13 protein-coding genes are annotated in these 18,890 nt (G+C 70.3%); 11 read left to right on the top strand and 2 right to left on the bottom strand.

Annotated features, from left to right (window positions below; genetic code table 11):
- Positions 1-97: 97 nt before the first annotated feature.
- Positions 98-598, bottom strand: a complete 501-nt coding sequence (locus LZ199_RS21090) for a transcriptional regulator (RefSeq protein WP_253995526.1) — start codon at positions 596-598, stop codon at positions 98-100.
- 225 nt (positions 599-823) lie between these two features.
- Between LZ199_RS21090 and LZ199_RS21085 the strand changes: the two genes are divergently transcribed.
- The 10 genes from LZ199_RS21085 (at position 824) to LZ199_RS46720 (ending at position 15,583) form a co-directional block, all read left to right on the top strand.
- Entirely contained in the window at positions 824-3,112 is a 2,289-nt protein-coding gene (locus LZ199_RS21085) for a lamin tail domain-containing protein (protein ID WP_253995525.1), read from the top strand.
- 65 nt (positions 3,113-3,177) lie between these two features.
- Positions 3,178-3,639, top strand: coding sequence for an ADP-ribosylation/crystallin J1 (locus tag LZ199_RS21080; protein ID WP_253995524.1), 462 nt, complete (start codon positions 3,178-3,180; stop codon positions 3,637-3,639).
- 181 nt (positions 3,640-3,820) lie between these two features.
- On the top strand, positions 3,821-4,516 hold the full coding sequence (locus LZ199_RS21075; RefSeq protein ID WP_253995523.1) for an RNA polymerase sigma factor: 696 nt from the start codon (positions 3,821-3,823) through the stop codon (positions 4,514-4,516).
- Positions 4,513-5,259 (top strand): hypothetical protein, encoded by a 747-nt coding sequence (locus LZ199_RS21070; protein WP_253995522.1) that lies wholly within the window; start codon positions 4,513-4,515, stop codon positions 5,257-5,259. Before LZ199_RS21075 ends, LZ199_RS21070 begins: the two co-directional genes overlap by 4 nt.
- Positions 5,256-6,986, top strand: a complete 1,731-nt coding sequence (locus tag LZ199_RS21065; protein WP_253995521.1) for a caspase family protein — start codon at positions 5,256-5,258, stop codon at positions 6,984-6,986. Before LZ199_RS21070 ends, LZ199_RS21065 begins: the two co-directional genes overlap by 4 nt.
- A 31-nt stretch (positions 6,987-7,017) precedes the next feature.
- Positions 7,018-8,892: a DUF7151 family protein gene (locus tag LZ199_RS21060; RefSeq protein ID WP_456094064.1), complete on the top strand. Its 1,875-nt coding sequence runs from the start codon at positions 7,018-7,020 to the stop codon at positions 8,890-8,892.
- Positions 8,893-8,900: 8 nt separating this feature from the next.
- Positions 8,901-10,808 (top strand): DUF7151 family protein, encoded by a 1,908-nt coding sequence (locus LZ199_RS21055; protein ID WP_253995519.1) that lies wholly within the window; start codon positions 8,901-8,903, stop codon positions 10,806-10,808.
- 53 nt (positions 10,809-10,861) lie between these two features.
- Positions 10,862-12,763 carry a DUF7151 family protein gene (locus LZ199_RS21050; protein WP_253995518.1) on the top strand — a complete coding sequence of 634 codons (1,902 nt, stop codon included), beginning with the start codon at positions 10,862-10,864 and terminating at the stop codon, positions 12,761-12,763.
- A gap of 119 nt (positions 12,764-12,882) precedes the next feature.
- Positions 12,883-14,544 carry an FAD-dependent oxidoreductase gene (locus LZ199_RS21045; RefSeq protein ID WP_253995517.1) on the top strand — a complete coding sequence of 554 codons (1,662 nt, stop codon included), beginning with the start codon at positions 12,883-12,885 and terminating at the stop codon, positions 14,542-14,544.
- Position 14,545: 1 nt separating this feature from the next.
- On the top strand, positions 14,546-15,583 hold the full coding sequence (locus LZ199_RS46720; RefSeq protein WP_253995516.1) for an ATP-binding protein: 1,038 nt from the start codon (positions 14,546-14,548) through the stop codon (positions 15,581-15,583).
- Between the two features lie 3 nt (positions 15,584-15,586).
- Here the strand turns inward: LZ199_RS46720 and LZ199_RS21035 are convergent, their stop codons facing one another.
- On the bottom strand, positions 15,587-17,149 hold the full coding sequence (locus LZ199_RS21035; RefSeq protein ID WP_253995515.1) for a sensor histidine kinase: 1,563 nt from the start codon (positions 17,147-17,149) through the stop codon (positions 15,587-15,589).
- Positions 17,150-17,432: 283 nt separating this feature from the next.
- Between LZ199_RS21035 and LZ199_RS21030 the strand changes: the two genes are divergently transcribed.
- On the top strand, positions 17,433-18,821 hold the full coding sequence (locus tag LZ199_RS21030) for an ATP-binding protein (protein ID WP_253995514.1): 1,389 nt from the start codon (positions 17,433-17,435) through the stop codon (positions 18,819-18,821).
- Positions 18,822-18,890: the final 69 nt, after the last annotated feature.

The raw sequence follows: 18,890 nt of genomic DNA, 5'->3' as shown, positions 1-18,890 counted from the left end.
TCACGCGCCGCACACCGTTCCAACTGGCGGGAACGACTCACGGAATCCAGGCCTGCTGTTTGTGCGGGCCCGCTTCAGGCGGAGTGGAACTTCACGCTCAGGCGGTGGGCTTCTTGGCGCGGCCCATCGTCTTCTTGGAAGCTGGAGCAGCCTTCTTCGCCGCCCGCCCGCCCGCCTTCTTGGCGCGGCCAATGGACTTGGTGCCCGCGGCCTTCTTCGCGGCGCGGGGCTCTGCCTTCGGAGCCGGGGCCTCGGCGGCAGCGGCCTCCGCGGTGCTCGCGCGGGAGGAGGCCCCCTTGGCCTTCTTGCTGGCGGGGGGGCTGGCCGTCGCCTCGTCCTCCTGGTGGAAGGCGCGCTCCACGGCCCCTTCGACCTGGCGCACGGCGGTCTCAATCTTCTCCGCCGCCACCTTGGTGGTGCTGGCCGCCCAGGTGCGCAGCTGCTCCAGGCCTTCCTTCACCTTGGCCTGCTTGTCCGGGTCCTTCACCTCCTTGAGGAGGCGCTGCGCCTCGCCGCGAAGGTCTTCAGTCGTGCGCTTGAGCTCGTCACCGGTGCGCTTGAGGAACTCCATCAGCTGCTTGTCCCACTTCTCGGCCATTGAGCGTGTCCTCTCGTCGGGCGGCGGAAGAGCCCCCCATGGTTCCCGCGACTCGTGAATATGTCACGGACGACGCGGACGGCCATTGCCGTTCCAACGCGGCGCGCCTTCCGCCAGCTTTGTCCGTGTTGGGGGGTGTCATCGTCGCGCAACAGGGATTTGGCTAGAGTGTCTCGTTTCAAATGCGGGGCCCGGCCGAGGGCCTGACCTGTTGGAGCCACACCCATGTCTTTCGTCCGCGCCGCCGGGGCACTCGTCGTCCTGGCCTTCTTGAGCGCCTGTTCGGGAAGCAATCACAATGATCCCGCCGGGGGGCCCAAGTTCCCCACCACCGAGCTGGCCGACACCACGGTGGGCGCCACCTACGAGGTGCGCCTGACGGCGACGGGCGGCACCGCGCCGCTGAGCTACACACTGGAGACGGAGCCGCCCCCGGGCTTCTCCTTCTATTCGGCCGACGCGAGGCTGACCGGCCCCGCCAGCGCCTCCGGGGAGTTCTCCCTCCGGGTGAGCGTGCGGGACGTGGAGAAGAGCCAGGATTCCCACACGTACAGCCTGAAGGTGTGGCCCGCGCCGCTGCTCTCCAACACCGCGCCGCTCCCCGCGTTCACCGGCAACGGCTACACGCACACCTTCGGGGTGACGGGCGGGCGGCTCCCGCTGAAGTTCTCGGTGGTGGAGGGCTCACTGCCCTCGGGCCTGTCGCTGACGCAGGACGGCGAGGTGACGGGCGTGGCGGAGCTGACGGGCACGCAGACCTTCACCCTGCGGGTGGAGGACGCCAGCGGCGTGAGGGTGGAGGGCCGCTTCTCCCTGGAGGTGAAGACGGGCACGGGGGACCCGGACGGAGGACCGCCGACGAGCTTCCCCCTGTCGGTGGGCAACTGGAACATCGAGTGGTTCGGCTCGCCCACGGAGGACCCGGCGGACGACGCGCTCCAGATGGCCAACGTGACGACCGTGCTCACGGATACGAAGGTGGACGTGTGGGGCCTGGGGGAGATGGTCAGCACGGCGGAGTTCAACAGGCTGAAGTCCAACCTGGGCAACTACTCGGGCTTCCTGGCCAACGACCCCTCCGTGACGTCCGGCTCCAACTACTACTCGTTCAACGAGCAGAAGGTGGGCCTGCTCTACAGGACGGGGCTGGTGGAGGTGCGCCAGGCGCAAATCATCCTGGGCGAGTACGACTACGACTTCGCCAGCCGGCCGCCGCTGCGCGTGGACGTGCGCGTCACCCGGGGCAGCTCCAGCGTGGACCTGACGCTGCTGGTGCTGCACATGAAGGCCATGGCCACCGCGGACGACTACGCGCGGCGGCTCGCGGCGGGCCAGCACCTCAAGGAGTACCTGGACTTCAACCTGCCCACGCAGCGGGTGATGGTGGTGGGCGACTGGAACGACGACGTGGACGAGTCCACCACCACGAACCCCGGCACGGGGGGCCAGAAGTTCGACACGCCCTACCGCAACTTCGTGAACGACACGGAGCGCTACACCTTCGTCACCCAGGCCATGTCACTCGACGGAGTCGCCTCCACGGTGAGCTTCAGGACGTTCATCGACCACCAGCTCGTCAGCAACGAGATGCTGACGAACTACGTCCCCAACTCGGCGGCGGTGATTCGGCCGGCCATCTCCAGCTATGGCTCCACCACGTCGGACCACTACCCCATCGTCAGCCGCTACAACTTCGGGCAGGTGGTGGCGCGCACGCTGAAGCTCACCGCGCCCAACGGCGGCGAGTCGCTCAGCGCGGGCGACACGTTCAACATCACCTGGACGGCGGCCGGGGTGAACTCGGTGCGGCTGCAGTACTCATTGGATGACGGGCTCACGTGGACTGAAATCGCCGCGTCCGTGCCCGCGACGCCCGCCACGTACGCCTGGACGGTGCCCGCGATGGAGTCCTCCACGGCGCGGGTGCGCGTCAGCGATGCGCAGGACGCCACCGTCCTTGACGTGAGCGACGGCGTGTTCCTACTGAACCGGCAGGTGCCCACGCTGTTCATCAACGAGTACCTGCCCCATCCGAACAACGTCTCGGGGGGCACCACGGTGGACTTCGACAAGATGTTCGTGGAGGTCCGCAACACCGGCGCCACGGCCGTGGACCTGGGCGGCTACTCCATCCACGACGAGGAGTCGCGGCGAGGCGACAGGCCCGCGCGGCACGTCTTCCCCTCGGGGACGATGCTCCAGCCGGGCAAGGTCTACACCGTCTACTCCGGCGCGACGGCGGTGCCCTCGGGCGTGCCCGACGTGGCGTACGCCAACGGCGGCGACGGGCTGCGCTTCAACCGGGGCATCAACACGGGCAGCTCCGGCGACACCGCCTTCCTCGTCCGCCCGGACGGCTCCGAACAGGACAAGCACCGGTACGACAACGCCACCCAGGGCCTCTCCTACAACCGGAGCCCGGACGGAGCGGCCGACGGGAGCTGGGTGTTGCACAACACGCTGTCCTCCTCGGGCGCGTCTCCCGGCAAGCGCGTGGACGGCTCGGCGTTCTGAGCCGTCGGCGGTGAAGTCCGCTCGGCGCCACGCCGACCGTCCCTCACTCCTGAAGGAGACACGCCATGATGGAGACGCTCACGCTGTATCGCCCGGTGGGTCTCAAGGAGGCCCAGCTCGTCCTCGCCCGCGACTGTCGCGGCTTCCCGCCCCGGCTGCCGGACCAGCCCATCTTCTACCCGGTGATGAACGTGGACTACGCGCGCCAGATTGCTCGGGACTGGAACGCACCGGACCCGGGCTCGGGCCACGTGGGCTTCGTCACCGCCTTCGACGTGGAGGCCGCCTGGCTCGCTCGCTACCCCGTCAAGACGGTGGGCGCCCGGCAGCACCAGGAGCTGTGGGTGCCCGCCGAGGAGCTGGAGGCCTTCAACGCCCACCTCGTCGGCCCCATCCGCTTCATCGAGAGCTGGTACGGCCCGGACTACCAGGGGCCCTCTTCACCCCTGGGCTCCCTGGAGCCTCCTCCGGGCAAACCGGGCGGGCTTCCGGGGGGCTCCGGCCCCGCGTCCAAGGTGGGGCCGTAGGAAATAGTTCGGAGGCATAAGAGCGCGTCCCGACAACTATTTCCGGGACGCGCCGCAAGGAATCCGGTGCCTCTTCGTTGAGGTGGACAACCCATTTCGCGAGCAAGCTCCGTATCCCATTCAAGGGTGACGGCTGGCCGGGCATTGGGCCCGGGTCGGCTCGCGTGGGGTCGGAGAGACCGTGCTGCCAGGCAATGACCGTTCCGTCCTGGAGTCCTTCCGCCGTGGGGACTCATCCGTCCTCACGCAGGTGTACCGCGTCTATTCGCCGGAGGTGCTGCGCTACCTCTCGCGGCGCTTCTCCGTGGGCGCGGACGGAGGGGCCACGCGCACCGTGTCCCTGTCCGCGCTGGACTTGGACGCGGCCCATCAGGAGACCTTCGTGCGCGCGTTTCGCCCCAACATGCGGCAGGCCTATGACGGCGTGAGGCCGTACCTGGGGTTCCTGCTGACGGTGGCGCGCTCGACGGCCATCGACCTGATGCGCGCGTCGGGGCGGGTGTCGCGGGAGGCCGTGTCGCTGGACGAAGCACCGGAGCTGAGCCAGCTGCCCAACGAGGGGCGCAGCCCGGAGGAAGAGGCGCTCGGCACCGAGGTCCGGACGCTGGTGCGCCGCTTCCTGGAGACGCAGTCCGAGGAAGGTCGTGCCCTGGCGCAGCTCCGGTTCGTGGAGGGGCTGTCCCAGGAAGCCGCCGCCGAGAAGCTCCGACTCACCCGAGGCGAGGTCCGCGTGCGCGAGCGACGACTGCGCACGCAGTTCACCGAACACCTGAAGTCCTCGGGCTGGCTGGACACGGCGGCCGAGCCTGGGCGCATGGAGCTGGGCGTCATCCTGGCCACCCTGGCCCTGTGCGCAATAGGGAGCATCCCATCATGAGGTGGTACGAGCGACACATCGACGCCAGCCTGCCGCGCTGGGCCCAGGGAGAGCTGCCCCCGCCCCAGGCCGCCCGCCTGCTGCGCCACGCCCACGTCTGCCACCGGTGCGGCCCGCTCTACGAACGCTGGGCCCAGGCCCATCGCGCCTTGGAAGACGCGCTGGACGCGCCCTCCTCCATGGAGCGGCTCGCGCTGACGGAAGGTGGACTGGAAGCGGCGCTCGCGGCGGCGGAGCCCGTGGCCACGCCCTCGCGGTGGCCGTCGATGGTGGCGCTCGCGGGCGCGCTGACGGCGGTCGTCGCCGCCATGGTGCTGTCGCCCGCCCTGACCGATGAGTTCCGCGCCCGGGGCCTGGGCACCCCACCTCCTGGCGTGGCGCTGCGCATCTTCTGCGCCACTCCGGGCCAGCCGCTCAGGGAGCTGCACTCGGGTGAGGCCTGTCCGGCCGGCGCCATGCTGGCCTTCGCGGCGGGCGGGCAGGCGCCGTACACGCATATCGCCGTCCAGGTGAGGGGCACGCAGCGCGCCCAGCTCACCGCGGGTCCCTTCGCGTTGTCCGGCGCGCCAGGCAAGGAGGCGCCCCTGGAGCTGACGGTGCCGCTTCCGGAGACGGTGGGTGAGGCGGAGGTGACCGCGGCGTTCGCCGACAGCCCGTCCGCGGCCCTGGCGGCCTTGCGTGGGGAGGAGACCGGGGGGGCAGTGGTGCTCAAGCAGGCGCTGAGGGTAGAGGAAGGGCCATGAACAAACTGGGAGTGCTCCTCGGGGTCGCCGCGCTTTTCGCCGCTCGCGACGCCTCGGCGGAAGCCCTGGTCCGCCGAGCGCTTGTGATTGCCCACAACGGCAGCGACGACCCGTCGCTGCCCGCGCTGCGTTTCGCGGACGATGACGGCGTGCTGTGGGCGGAGACCCTCCAGCGGCTGGGCGTGGAGACGACGCTGCTGGTGGACCCGGACGCCGCCACGCTCGCGGGAGGACGGCCGGTGCTCGCGGGCGCGCGCCCGCCCACGCCCGACGAGGTGAAGCGCGAGGTGGCCCGCCTGCGCGCCGCGAGCCTCGCCGACGACGAAGCCGGCCGCGAGACGGACGTGCTCGTGGTGTACGTGGGCCACGGCAACACGGATGAAGCCGGCCGCGCCTACTTCACCCTGGCGGGAGGCCGGCTGGACAAGTCGAGCCTCTACGCGGACGTGGTGGACCCGATGGGCGCCGACTACGTGCACCTCATCGTCGACGCCTGCCGCGCCTCCGGCGTCGTGGGGAGCCGGGGCGGGCAGACGGACTCCGCGGTGCTGGCGGAGCTGCGCGGCATGCTCGCGCGCGAGCAGCTGGCCACCCGGCCCTCCGTGGGCGCCGTCTTCGCGGAGAGCGACGACGGGGAGACGCACGAGTGGTCCCGCATCCGCGCGGGCGTCTTCAGCCACGTGGCGCGCTCGGGGCTCCTGGGCGCCGCGGACATCAACGGCGACGGCCAGGTGGAGTACAGCGAGCTGGGCGCGTTCGTCTCCGCGTCGCTGCAGGGCGTGAAGGGCCTGCCCGCGCGGCTGAGCATCCACGCCTTCGCGCCCACCGGCGCGCCCCGCCGGCCGCTCGTCGGACAGGCCCCCAGCGGTCCCAGCATCGCGCTGTCCACCGGCTTCGGGCACTCGCGCCTCTCCGTGGAGGACGCGGACGGACGGCGCCTGGCGGACGTGCGGCGCTCCGAGGACCAGTACGTGATGCTGCGGCTGCCGGAGCGCGAGGTGTACTGGCTGCGCACGCCCACCAGCGAGGCCCGCGTCACGCTGGCGGAGCTGTCCCAGGATTTGCTGCCGGAGCTCAAGCCGCGCGAGCTGCAGGAGCGCGGTCCCGCCGAGGAGGCCCTGCGCCGCGGCCTGTTCGCCATGCCGCTCGACAAGGACTTCTATGACCAGTACGTGGCCGCCGCGGGGCTGGTGCCGGTGGACTTCTCCCGCGCCTTTCCTCCGGCCGCGGGCGGCGACTTCGTGTCCCGGCGGTTCGCGAGGTCCAGCCCCTCCCCCTTGTCGTCGTGGGAGGTGGGCCTGCTGGGGCACCAGGCTCCGCTGGGGCTGAGCGCGTTCTCCACCGGCCCGAGCCTCTCCTGGCGCAGCGACACCCAGCCGCACCTGTACTACGGCGCGCGCGCGTCCTACTCCCTGATGCCGGTGGCGTTCGAGGGCATCCGCACGCACCGCGCCACGGTGCAGGGGCTCCTGGGCCTGAGGGATGGAGTGCGCACGCCGCTGTTCCTGGAGGCGGGGCTCGGCTGGGGCGTGCTGGGCGTGACGTCGCCGACCAAGCGCATGGGGGACCCGACCCTGCTGACGACGCACGCGGCGGCGGGCGTGGCGGGGCGGCTCCTCGGGCTGAAGCTGAGACTGGCGGCCACGGTCGCCGCGGACCGCGTCACGTTGGACGGTGACGACCAGTGGGACCGGATGTTCGGCCTGGAGCTGGCGCTGAGGCGCTGACGGCGTCCGGACCAGGGGAAGAGCGCTCGTGATGCGATGTCTCTGGATGACGCTGCTGGTGCTGGCCTCGGGCTGTGATGCAATCGACCTGGGCATCTTCCAACACAAGCCCCTGTCCCGCTTCGAGGCCGAGCCCCCCGGTGACAACTGCGAGCACGGCGGACGGCGCACGCTCACGGGCCTGGACACGAACAGCGACGGCGTCCTGGACGACACCGAGGTGCACACCACCGACTACGACTGCACCCCGGCGCCCCGGGCTCTGGTGGTGACGCAGACGCTCTCTCCGGGGACGCCGTGTCCGCTGGGCGGTCAGCGCTTTCGCGCGGGCCTGGACCTGGATGACAACGGGCTGCTGGAGGACTCGGAGGTCACCCAGGAGGTCGTCACCTGTCGGGATGCCACGGCGGTGGTGTACCGCGTGAGCGACGTGGACGCTTATCCCCTCGCGTGCGACGAGGGGACCTCCCTCGTGGAGGCGGGGCTGGACCTGGATGGCGATGGAGCGCTGGGCGACGCGGAGCGCCGCGCGCAGGCCGCTGTCTGCGCTCACGCGTCGACGGTCCGCGTGCGCCTGCAAACCGAGCCCCCTGGAGCCCGCTGCGCCTCAGGCGGCACGCGCCTCAACGTGGGCACCGACGCGGACGGCAACGGGACGCTCGAGGACTCGGAGGTGGCCGCGCGCACGTACGTGTGCCACTCGACGAACACGTTCACCGGCAACTACTTCCTGCGCAACACGGTGGACCTGGAGGTGCTGCGCTCGTTCTCCCGCATCGAAGGCTCGCTGAGCATCCAGGACACCCCGCTGCCCGAAATCCTCCTGCCCTCGCTGGTCGCGGTGGAGGGCCCGCTGTACGTGGGCGGCAACACGGCCCTGAAGCGCCTGGAGTTGAACGGACTGAGCTTCGTGGGGGGCGGCGTTGACGTCTACTTCAACCCGGAGCTGGAGACGCTGAAGCTCGGAGACTCGACGGAGCAGGGCGTCGTGTGGGTGGAGGGGGGGCTCTCCCTGCAGCAGAACTCCAAGCTCGCGAGCCTGGATGGAATGAAGACCGTGCGGCCCCGGGGCAACCTGTCCTTGTTCGACAACGACGCGCTCACCGCCTCGTCCTCGTGGCACCTCACGGAGCTTCCCGGCTCGCTCGACATCATCGGCAACGAGCAGCTGACCCGGCTGCCCTTCCGGGAGCTGCTGCGCGTGGGCGGCTCCGTCGCCATCAGCGAGAACCCGGCGCTGACCGAGCTGGACCTCGCTCGACTGGAGACGGTGGGCAACACCCTCACGCTCTACCTCAACAACTCGCTGACCGACCTGTCGGGCATGCCCGTGCTCCGGACGATTCAGGAGGGCATGTTCGTGATGAACAACGACGCGCTGGCCTCCACGTCGGGCATGGGAGAGCTGCGCAGCGTGGGCTGGATGTACCTCACCGACAACGACGTCCTGACGGCGTGCGACTTCCCACGGCTGACGTCCGTCCACGAGCGGCTGGAGCTGGCGCTCAACAAGGCGATGACTCGCGTGGGGAACTTCCCGGCCCTGTCCTCCCTCCCGCGCCTGATGCTCGCGGAGAACGCCTTGCTGAACGACGTGTCGGGGCTGGGCAACCTCGGGAGCATCGGAGAGCTCTGGGTGACGCAGAACGCGGCGCTCAGGCACCTGGACGGGCTGACCCACCTCAAGTCCCTGACGAAGCTCAGGGTGGAGTCCAACCCCGCGCTCCAGCGGCTCGGATTGGACGGCCTCCAGGAAGTCCGCCTCACGCTGGACATCGTCGGGAACACGGCGCTGCCCACGTGTCTGGCCAACGCCTTCGCGGACCGGGTGTTCACCGGGACGGAGAAGAACATCCAGGGCAACGACGACACGGCCCCCTGCGCGCCTCCGGTGCTTCCTCGATGACACCTGCCATGAGAGGGGTCTGGCTGCTGGCCCTGCTTCCCTGGGTGACGGGCTGCGAAGCCCTCCGCTTGAAGGAGCTGCTCAAGCAATTCCCCCCGCTGTCGCGCACCGTCACGGAGCCTCCCGGTGAGCGCTGTCCGCTGGGGGGACAGGTGGTGTTCGTGGGCATGGACACCAACACGAACGACGTGCTCGACGACGACGAGGTGACGAGCACCCAGGTCCACTGCCACACCTCCACCCGGCCCACGGTGCTGGTCATCGTGGAGCCGGTGCCCTTCGGGACGCGCTGCCTGGGAGGCGGTCAGGTCACCCGAGCCGGGCGAGACTCGAACGGCAACGGCACCCTGGAAGCGGAGGAGGTCGACCGCGAGGTGTACTCCTGCTGGAGCGTCACCGACGCGCCCGTCCTCTCACGAGTGCGCGTCCCCTCGCCTCCCCTCGTCGCCTGTCCCGAGCCCACCACGCACATCCTCGTCGACGCGGGACCCGACGAGAACGGAGACAAGAACCTCGACGATGGCGAGGTGAGGACCACCCTCAACCTCTGCGCCCAGGAGCCGCTGCTGCTGGTGGAGCTGGACTGGGAGCCTCCCGGTGAGCGCTGCGCGGCGGGAGGCACGCGCCTCCTCGCGGGCATGGACCGGAACGCCGACAGGCAACTGGACGCACCGGAGGTCCTCGCCTCCAACGCCCTCTGCAGGGGCGGGTACACCTTCGAGGGCGACATCCTGGTCCAGAGCGACACGGACCTCGCCGTGCTCCAGGGCATCGGCCGCATCCGAGGCGCCCTCATCTTCCTCAACGGAAGTCCGTCCCTGACGCAGGCGAAGCTGCCCTCGCTGGAGGTCGTCGACGGCGCCTTCATCATCGAGAGCAATCCCTTCCTCACGCGGCTGGAGATTCCCGCGCTGCGCTTCGTCGGCGAGGGGATGACGATTCACGGCAACGCCGCACTGGAGACGCTGACGGTCGGCGGAGCCGGAGCCGGATGGCTGTGGGTGTCCCGGGACCTGACCGTCGAGAACAACCCCCGGCTGACGAGCCTGGAGGGACTGCGGTCCGTCGTGCCTCGTCGCAGTGTCCAGGTGAAGGGGAACACCGCGCTCACCCATGCGCTCAATGACCAGGGCCTCCACTCCATCGCGTTCCTCGAAGGGTCGCTGAGCATCTCCTCCAATGGCGCGCTGGCGAGGCTGCCCCTGAGCAACCTGGTGCGGGTGAACGGAGACGTGGTCATCGAGGGCAACGCCAGCCTGGCGACGCTCGGGGGGACGCGGCTGGAATCCATTGGCGGAGACCTGCTGGTGAAGGGCAACCCCCTGCTGCCGAGCCTCGCGGGCCTGTCGTTGCTCCAGGTCGTCTCCGGCGAGCTGCAGGTGAGGGAGAACGCGGGGATGCTCACCTCCGACGGCCTGTCTTCGCTCTGGCATGCCGGGAGCCTCTTCTTCGTCCGCAACGACGCGATGAGGGTGTGGGGGAACATGACCAGCCTCCGGAGCGTGGAGACGGGCATCTCGGTGGACGCCAACGCGAAGCTGGAGACCATCGGCTCCATGATTTCGCTCGTGAACGGGCCCTGGCTCGCGCTCTCCGGCAACCCCAAGCTGACCGCGCTGCATGGGCTGGGGAACCTGGAGCAGTTGCGCGGCTTCTCGGTCAACGACTGCGACTCGCTCACCACGTTGAACGAGCTGACGAAGCTGCGCACCATCGACACGCTGATGGTGGAGGACAACGCCCACCTGACCCAACTGGGCCTGGATTCGGTGCGGCAGGTGTCCAGCTATCTGGCCGCCCGGCGCAACCCGAGGCTTCCCACCTGCCAGGTCCAGGCGTTCGCCGGACGGGTCTACACGGGCCGCCCCGACCTGCTCTACGTGGAAGGCAACGACGACCAGGCTCCCTGTCCATGAGTCCGCACGACGGGAGCAGCACGCGCGCTGGGAAGCGACGTGGGGGACGCAAGATGCGATGGACCTGGGCCGTGGCGCTGCTCCTGCTGGGCGGCTGCGATGTGATTCGCTTCGACGACTTCGTCAAACAGCATGCAATCATCACCCGCACGGAGCCGGAGCCTCCCGGTGACACCTGCGCGCATGGCGGGCACGCGGTGCTCGTGGGCGAAGACAAGAATGACGATGGCCAGTTGTCCGAGGACGAGGTGACGGCGACCGAGTACGTCTGCGCCACGACCTTCCCGGGAGTGCTGGTGCGCACGCGGTCCGTGGCTCCGGGCAAGACGTGTCCCGCCGGAGGACATGTCACCCAGGCGGGAGTCGACGTCAATGGGAACGGCATCCTGGAGGAGGGCGAAATCACCCGGGAGGCGACCGGCTGCCTGGAGCCCGCGCCCGTGCTGTCCGCGGTCGTCCTGCTGGGAGTTCGCGAAGAGAGCGAGTGCGGCAGCCGGGCTGTCTACGCGGTGGAGTCCGGGGCGGACCTGAACGCGAACGGAGCGCTCGACGACGACGAGGTCCGGGCCTCGAGCCGGTTCTGCGAATCGACGGCGCGCATCCTGATGCGTCAGGTGGAAGAGTCTCCTGGTGTGAACTGCCTGTCCGGAGGGACCGCCGTCATCTCCGGCGAAGATTCGAACCAGGACAACGTGCTGCAGGAGGGCGAGGTCTTCGGCACCGCGTACGTCTGTCAGCCCGCCGCCACCTACGACGGCACCTACGAGCTGAGGACCGAGTCGGACCTCGCGGCGCTCCAGAATATCTCCCGCATCCGAGGCGGGCTGGTCATCGCCTCTCCCGGCATCCCGGAGGTCGTCCTTCCCGGGCTGGAGTCCGTGGAAGGTCCCCTGCTCATCGCGGGAAACCCGATGATGCTCTTCGTGTCGCTGCCGGCCCTCCGCTACGTCCGGGACGACGTGACGGTCTCCGACAACGCACGGTTGACCGACGTGGTCCTCGGCCCTCTCGCCTCGCCTCCACGCCAGCCCCTGCTCGTGGGCGGGTCCCTGAAAATCGAGCGGAACGCGTCGTTGACCCACTTGAATCGCATGAGCTCCGTCATGCCACGCGCGAGCCTCACGTTGATTCAGAACCGCTTCCTGCAGGAGGTGAGCGACTTCCCGTTCGTGGACAGCCTCTCGGGTGACGTGCGCATCGAGAACAACTCGCAGCTGTCCCGGCTGCCCCTCTCCCAGCTCACCCATGTCGGTGGCTCTCTCGAAGTCCTCGACAACAGAGCCCTCGAATCGCTCACCGGGTTGCAGAAGCTCAAGACCGTCGGGCACACGCTCCTCATCACCGGGAACACCGTCTTGTCGACGATGCTGGGGCTGGAGCAGCTCGTCTCCGTCGGGACGCAATTCGAGGTCAGCGACAACCCGGCGCTGCACACCTTCGCCCTGCCTCGCCTGGAGTCCACGGGGGAGCTCGTCGTCGAAGGCAACCTGGGGCTGAAGACCGTGGGCCCCCTGCCCCTGTTGAAAGACACCGGCTTCATGTTCGCCCTCTCCTCCAACCCGGAGCTGGAGTCGCTCACGGGGCTGGGGCGATTGCGGAGCTTGCAAGGCGGCCTGCACATTCGCAGCAATGCGAAGCTCAAGGACTTGTCCGCCTTCGCGGCGCTGGAGTCCGTGGACCATCTGAACGTGGAAGAGAACCGCGTGCTGGCCAGCCTGAACGGGTTGCACCACGTCCGTGCGATGGACGCGCTGACCCTGCGGGACAATCCGCTCCTCGTCGAGCTCAAGCTCGACTCGCTGGAGGTGGTCCGGGGAAGCTTCTCGGTCCACAGCAACCCGAAGCTGCCCAACTGTCACGCCGTCGCGCTGGCGGAGGCCGTCCACACCGGCCCGCTGGACGAGCGCTTCGTGGGCTCCAACGACGACACCTCCCCTCTCTGCCCCCCGCCGTAGGCCCGCCTCGCGAGCGCTCGCTGAGGCCCGGGCTCCAAGCAGTCCACACAGGGCCCGTCCCCTCGCCTGGAGCACCCGACCGTGACGATGCGTTCTCTCCCAGAGGGGGAGCGAACCGCATGGCCAAGCCCGTCATCCTCGCGGTGGACGACGACACGGAAGTGCTGCGCGCGGTGGAGCGCGACTTGCGGCGACAGTACGGCCGCGAGTACCGCGTGCTGAGCGCGGACCGGGGTGAGTCCGCGCTGGAGACGGTGCGGCAGCTGCGGCTGCGCGGAGACCCCATCGCGCTCTTCCTGGTGGACCAGCGCATGCCGGGCATGTCAGGCGTGGAGTTCCTGGAGCAGGCCAAGACGCTCTACGACGAGGCCCGGCGCGTGCTGCTCACCGCCTACGCCGACACGCAGGCCGCCATCCACGCCATCAACGAGGTGCGGCTGGACCACTACCTGCTCAAGCCGTGGGAGCCTCCCGAGGAGCGCCTCTACCCGGTGCTGACGGACCTGCTGGAGGAGTGGTGGGCCCACCACCCGCCGACCTTCGAGGGCATCCGCGTGCTGGGCAACCGCTGGGCACCCCGCTCCCACGCGCTGCGAGACTTCCTGGGCAGCAACCAGGTGCCCTACCAGTGGCTCGACGTGGAGGTCAGCGACGAGGGCCGACTGCTGCTCGCCCAGGCCGGCGGCGCGGCCGTGGAGAAGCTGCCCCTGGTCCTCTTCCCGGATGGCACGCGGCTGATGGGCCCCTCCACGCTGGAGGTGGCCGAGCGAATCGGCCTGAAGGTCCGCGCCACCAAGCCCTTCTACGATTTGGTCATCATCGGCGGAGGTCCCGCGGGGCTCGCCGCCGCCGTGTACGGCGCGTCCGAGGGCCTGAGCACCGTCATGGTGGAGCGCAGCGCGCCGGGAGGGCAGGCGGGCACCAGCTCGCGCATTGAAAACTACCTGGGCTTCCCCGCGGGCCTGAGCGGCGCGGACCTGGCGCGGCGCGCGGTGGCGCAGGCGGCGCGCTTCGGCGTTGAAATCCTCACACCCCAGGAGGTGAGCGGCCTGCGCGTGGAGGACCCGTACCGCATCGTCACCCTGGCGGACGGGACGGAGCTGAGCTGTCACGCGCTGCTGCTCGCCATGGGCGTGCAGTGGAAGAAGCTGGAGACGCCCGGCATGGAGGCGCTCACCGGCGCGGGCGTCTACTACGGCTCGTCGCGCACGGAGGCCGTGTCCTGCAAGCAGGAGGACGTCTACATCATCGGCGGCGCCAACTCGGCAGGACAGGCCGCGCTCTACTTCGCGCAGTTCGCGCGTCAGGTGACGCTGGTGGTGCGCGGCGACTCGCTGGAGCGAGGCATGTCCCACTACCTCGTCGAGCAGGTGCGCTCCCTGCCCAACGTCACCGTGCTGCTCGACACGGAAGTCACGCGCGTGGAGGGAGGCGCGCATCTAGAGAACGTCACCCTGGCCACGCGGGGACAGCCCGAGCGCACCGTGCCCGCCAGCACGCTGTTCGTCATGATTGGCGCCGTGCCCCGGACGGAGTGGCTGGACGGCCTGGTGGCCCGGGACGCGCGCGGCTACGTCCTCACGGGCCCCGACCTGATGCCGGGAGGCCAGCGCCCCAAGGGCTGGAAGCCGGACCGTCCCCCGTTCCTTCTGGAGACGAGCGTGCCGGGCATCTTCGCCGCGGGTGACGTGCGCCATGCCTCCATCAAGCGCGTGGCGTCCGGCGTGGGCGAGGGCTCCATCGCCATCTCCTTCATCCACCAATACCTGAGTGAGGTGTGACGTGTCGGCGGACGTGAAGGAGCCGCAGGAGCGGCTGCGATGTCTGGAAGGCACGCTGCTGCGCCAGGAGAAGCTGGCCGCGCTCGGGCGTCATGCGGCGGGGCTCGCACACGAGATGAACAACCCCGCCTCCGCGGGCCGCCGCGCCACCGAGCAGCTCACCCTCGCCATGGACGCGCAGGAGGACCTGTCGCTGGCGCTGGAGCGCTGGAAGCTGACGGAGGCCCAGCGCCTGCTGCTCCTGCGCACCTGCCGACAGAGCCAGGGCCGGGGCGCCACCCGGGACATGGACCCGCTGACGCGCGGTGACGCGGAGGACGCGCTCGCGACGTGGATGGATGCGCGCGGCGTGGTGAACGCGTGGGATTTGGCCCCCACGCTGCTGGACGCGGCCATCGGCCAGGAGAAGCTGGAGGCGCTTGCCCAGGCGCTCCCCGCGGACGCGCTGCCGGACTCGCTCGCGTGGCTGGAGGCGCTGGTGCGCACGCGCGCGCTGCTCGCGGAGGTGAAGCAGAGCACCACACGCCTGTCGGAGCTGGCCGGCGCGGTGAAGTCCTACACCCACGCGGGCAAGGAGCAGCCCGAGCCCGTGGACGTGCACGAGGGCCTGGAGAACACGCTGCTGCTGCTCAACTACAAGCTGAAGCACGGCGTCGAGGTGAAGCGCGAGTACGACCGCGAGCTGCCGCGCGTCCAGGCCCTGCCCGGCATGCTGAACCACGTGTGGACCAACCTCGTCGACAACGCCATCGACGCCATGGGCGGCAAGGGCCACCTCACCGTGCGCACCGCGAAGGACGGCGGCTTCCTGCTCGTGGAGGTGGTGGACGACGGGCCTGGCGTCCCGCCCGATTTGCTGCCGCGCATCTGGGAGCCCTTCTTCACCACCAAGCCCATGGGGCATGGCACCGGACTCGGCCTGGACATCACCCGCCGCGTCGTCGTGGACCGGCATCACGGCGACGTGCGCGTGGAGTCGAAGCCCGGGCGCACGGCCTTCCAGGTGAGGCTGCCGCTGGACGCGCCCCCGTCGGCGTAGGAGCTACGCGCCGCGCAGCGCCTCCACCTCCGGGGGCTGTCGTGGCGTGGACTCGGACATACGCGGTCGCGCGGGCTCGGGGATGAAGGCCCCGTCGAGTTCCAGGGGCAGTCGGACGCGAAAGCGCGTCTCGCCGGGCCGCGAGGTGACGACCACTTCTCCCCGGTGCAGGAGGGACACGACGCGGTGGGTGATGCTCAGCCCCAAACCCGTGCCCTCACCCACGCCCTTGGTGGTGAAGAACGGGTCGAAGACGCGGGGCAGGATTTCCTCGGGGATGCCGGGCCCGTCGTCCACCACCTCCACCACCACGTGGTCCCCGTCGCCGCGCGTGCGCAGCGTCAGCGTTCCCCCGCCGTTCTGTTTGATGGCGTCGGCCGCGTTCTCGATGAGGCTGGTCCACACCTGGTTCAGCTCGGTGCCATAGGCGGTGATGGGCGGCAGGCTCCTGTCGTAGTCCCGCTCCACCTGCACCCCGCGCAGCCGATGCGCCAGCACGGCCAGGGTGCTCTCCAGGCCGTCATGTACGTCCACGCGCTGCAGCGGCGCTTCATCCAGGTACGTGTACGCCCGGGCCGCGTTCACCAGCGCGGCGATGCGTCCCCCTGCCTGCCCCACCTCGTCGAGCAACACCGAGATTCCACGCGTCGCGGCCACCCAGCGCAGCGTGCCCCTCAGCACCTCGCCCTCCAGCGGCTCCAGCTCCCGCTCCAGTCGCTCGAGCGACAGGCCCGCCTCCACCAGCTCCGGCGCCAGCACCCACGCGTCCTCCACGCCACGCGCGCCCAGCCACCGGGCCAGCGCGTCCTCCGCGTCGCCGCGGTCCAGGGGACTGCGGCTGACGGGCTCCAGCGTGGCGCGAGACTCCAACGCCCGCACCTGGGGCTCGGACAGCGTGCGGCAGTCCAGGGACAGCGCCAGCGAGGGCAGCTCACCCAGCCGCTCTCCCAATTCGCGCACGCCGCGCATCACCGCCGAAGCGGGGTTGTTCAGCTCATGGGCCAGCCCCGCCGCCAGCGTTCCGAGCGACGCCAGCTTCTCCTGCTGGAGCGAGATGGACTGGAGCGTCTTCATGCGCTCGGCCATCGTCCGGAGAATCTCCCGGTTCGCGGTGGGACACTCCGCGAGCATCCGCCAGAAGGCCTGGTGGCTGAGCCGCACCAGGCGGCAGCGCGACATGGCGCGGCTGCTGGCGAGGAAGCGCTGGCCGAGCAGCAGCGGCACCTCTCCGAAGAACTCGCCGCCGCGGAACACGGAGACCAGCATCTCCACGCCGCCAATCGTCCGGGTGATGCGCAGCTCTCCCTCCAGGATGAGGAAGAAGGCGGCGGGCTCTCCCTCGCGGCCCAGCCACTCCTGGGGCTGGAGTTCCAGGTACGAGGATTCGCCGCGCAGCCGCTCTGCCTCCTCGGCGTCCACGTCGGTGAAGAGGGAGACGGTGCGCAGGTCCGCCAGGAAGACAGCCGCCGGGTCCTCCTCTCCCGCTCGCGCCGATGCGGGCGGAGGGCCGATGGGCGACAGGTCCTGGGCCTCCGTGCGTGGAGGGGGAGCGGCATGCGGCTCCATGCGGAGTTCCTTCCAGCAAGGGTTCCCCCAACATTGCGTCCCACGGGCGACTCCCGCTTGCGCGCGCGCTCCGTCGTCCGCCACCCTGCCGGACATGCGGCGACCGGGAGCCGGGCGGACAGGCGCAGGCTGCCTGCTCCCTGTCGCGAAAAAGCCACCCCACGGGTCCGAAGGCGCCGGGCGCCTACAGTCCTTGCATCCCAGAGTCCATGTCGATTCCGGGTCCATGGGGTCAACCTGAGATGGACACCCTTCCTCGGACCCAGGCAGCATCCGAAGGGACATGGGAAGCGAGGACATCGTCACAGCGCTGCGCCGGGTACCGTTGTTTTCCCGGCTGGGCGACGAGCAGCTCCACTGGGTGGCCAGTCACGGGCGCCAGCTTCACTTCGCCGCCGGGACCCGGGTCGCCGCGCAGGGAGACCCCGCCGACGGCCTGTCCGTCATCCTCGAAGGGCGCACGGTGTGGTCCCGCCGCGTGGGAGACCAGGATGCGCCCACGGGCGCGCTGGAGGCGGGCGACATCTTCGGCGAGCTGATCCTCTTCCTGAACTCCCCCTACCCCACCACCGGCCACGCGCAGACGGAGGTGCGCCTGCTGCGGCTGGAGCCCGCCGCCTTCTGGGAGCTGCTGCGACTGGCTCCCTCGTTGGGACGGGGGCTGATGGAGGTCGCCGCCCAGCGCACCCAGCCGCAGGAGGTGGTGTCCACGCAGCAGCCCGGGCCGGCGACGCCGGGGCAGATGGTGGCGGGGCTGGCGCCGGAGCTGGGCAACCCGGCGACGGCGGCGAACCGGAGCGCGATGCGGCTGCGCGACACGCTGCGGCTGGTGTCCGCGCGGGCCATGGCGCTGGGACAGCACGGCCTGTCCTCGGCGCAGCGTGGCGCGTTGCTCGCGCTGCCTCGGGAGGCCGCCGACCGGGGCCGGGCCACTCCCGCGCTGGAGCCGCTCGCGCGGACGCGGCGCGAGGAGGAGGTGGGCACGTGGCTGGAGCTTCGCGGCATGTCGGACGCGTGGGACGTCGCGCCCGCGCTGGTGGCCTCCGGGCTGGACGTGGACTGGCTGGACTCGGTGGCGCGCCGGGTGGGCGAGGCGCTGCTGCGGGACACGCTCTCCTGGCTGGTGGCCGCGGTGAGCGGCGACGTGCTGCTGGCGGAGGTCGAGCGCGGCAGCGCCCGCGTCTCCTCGCTCGTCGAGGGAGTGAAGGCGTACAGCTTCATCGACCGGAGGCCCGCCACGGAGGTCGACGTGCACGACGGCCTGGAGAACGCGCTGGTCGCGCTGCGCCACCGCCTGGAGGGCGGCCACGTCACCGTGGAGCGGCAGTTCGAGCGGGAGGCACCGAAGCTGCGCGCGGAGGGTGCCGCGCTGGACGAGGTCTGGACGCAGCTGGTGCTGAACGCGCTGGAGGCGCTGGGTGAGCGCGGCGGGACGCTGAAGCTGCGCACCTGGACGGAGGCCGGGCAGGTGGTGGCGGAGGTCGCGGACGACGGGCCTGGGATTCCCAGGGACTTGATGCCGCGCATCTTCGAGCCCTTCTTCAGCACGAAGCCGAACGCGGCGGGGCTGGGGTTGGACATCAGCCGGCGCATCGTCGAGCGGCACGGCGGCGACGTGCGCGTGCTCTCCGAGCCGGGGCACACGCGGGTGCAGGTGCGGCTGCCCGCGTAGCGCTGCTCCAGGTGGGTGTCCTGCGCAATACGCGCGGAGCATCCACCGGGAGACGGAAGCCCTGTCCTC

It is taken from the genome of Myxococcus qinghaiensis (assembly GCF_024198215.1).
GTDB classification, from domain to species: domain Bacteria; phylum Myxococcota; class Myxococcia; order Myxococcales; family Myxococcaceae; genus Myxococcus; species Myxococcus qinghaiensis.
Note: the sequence above shows the minus strand (reverse complement) of the source record. Positions and strands in the feature narration are given on the sequence as shown.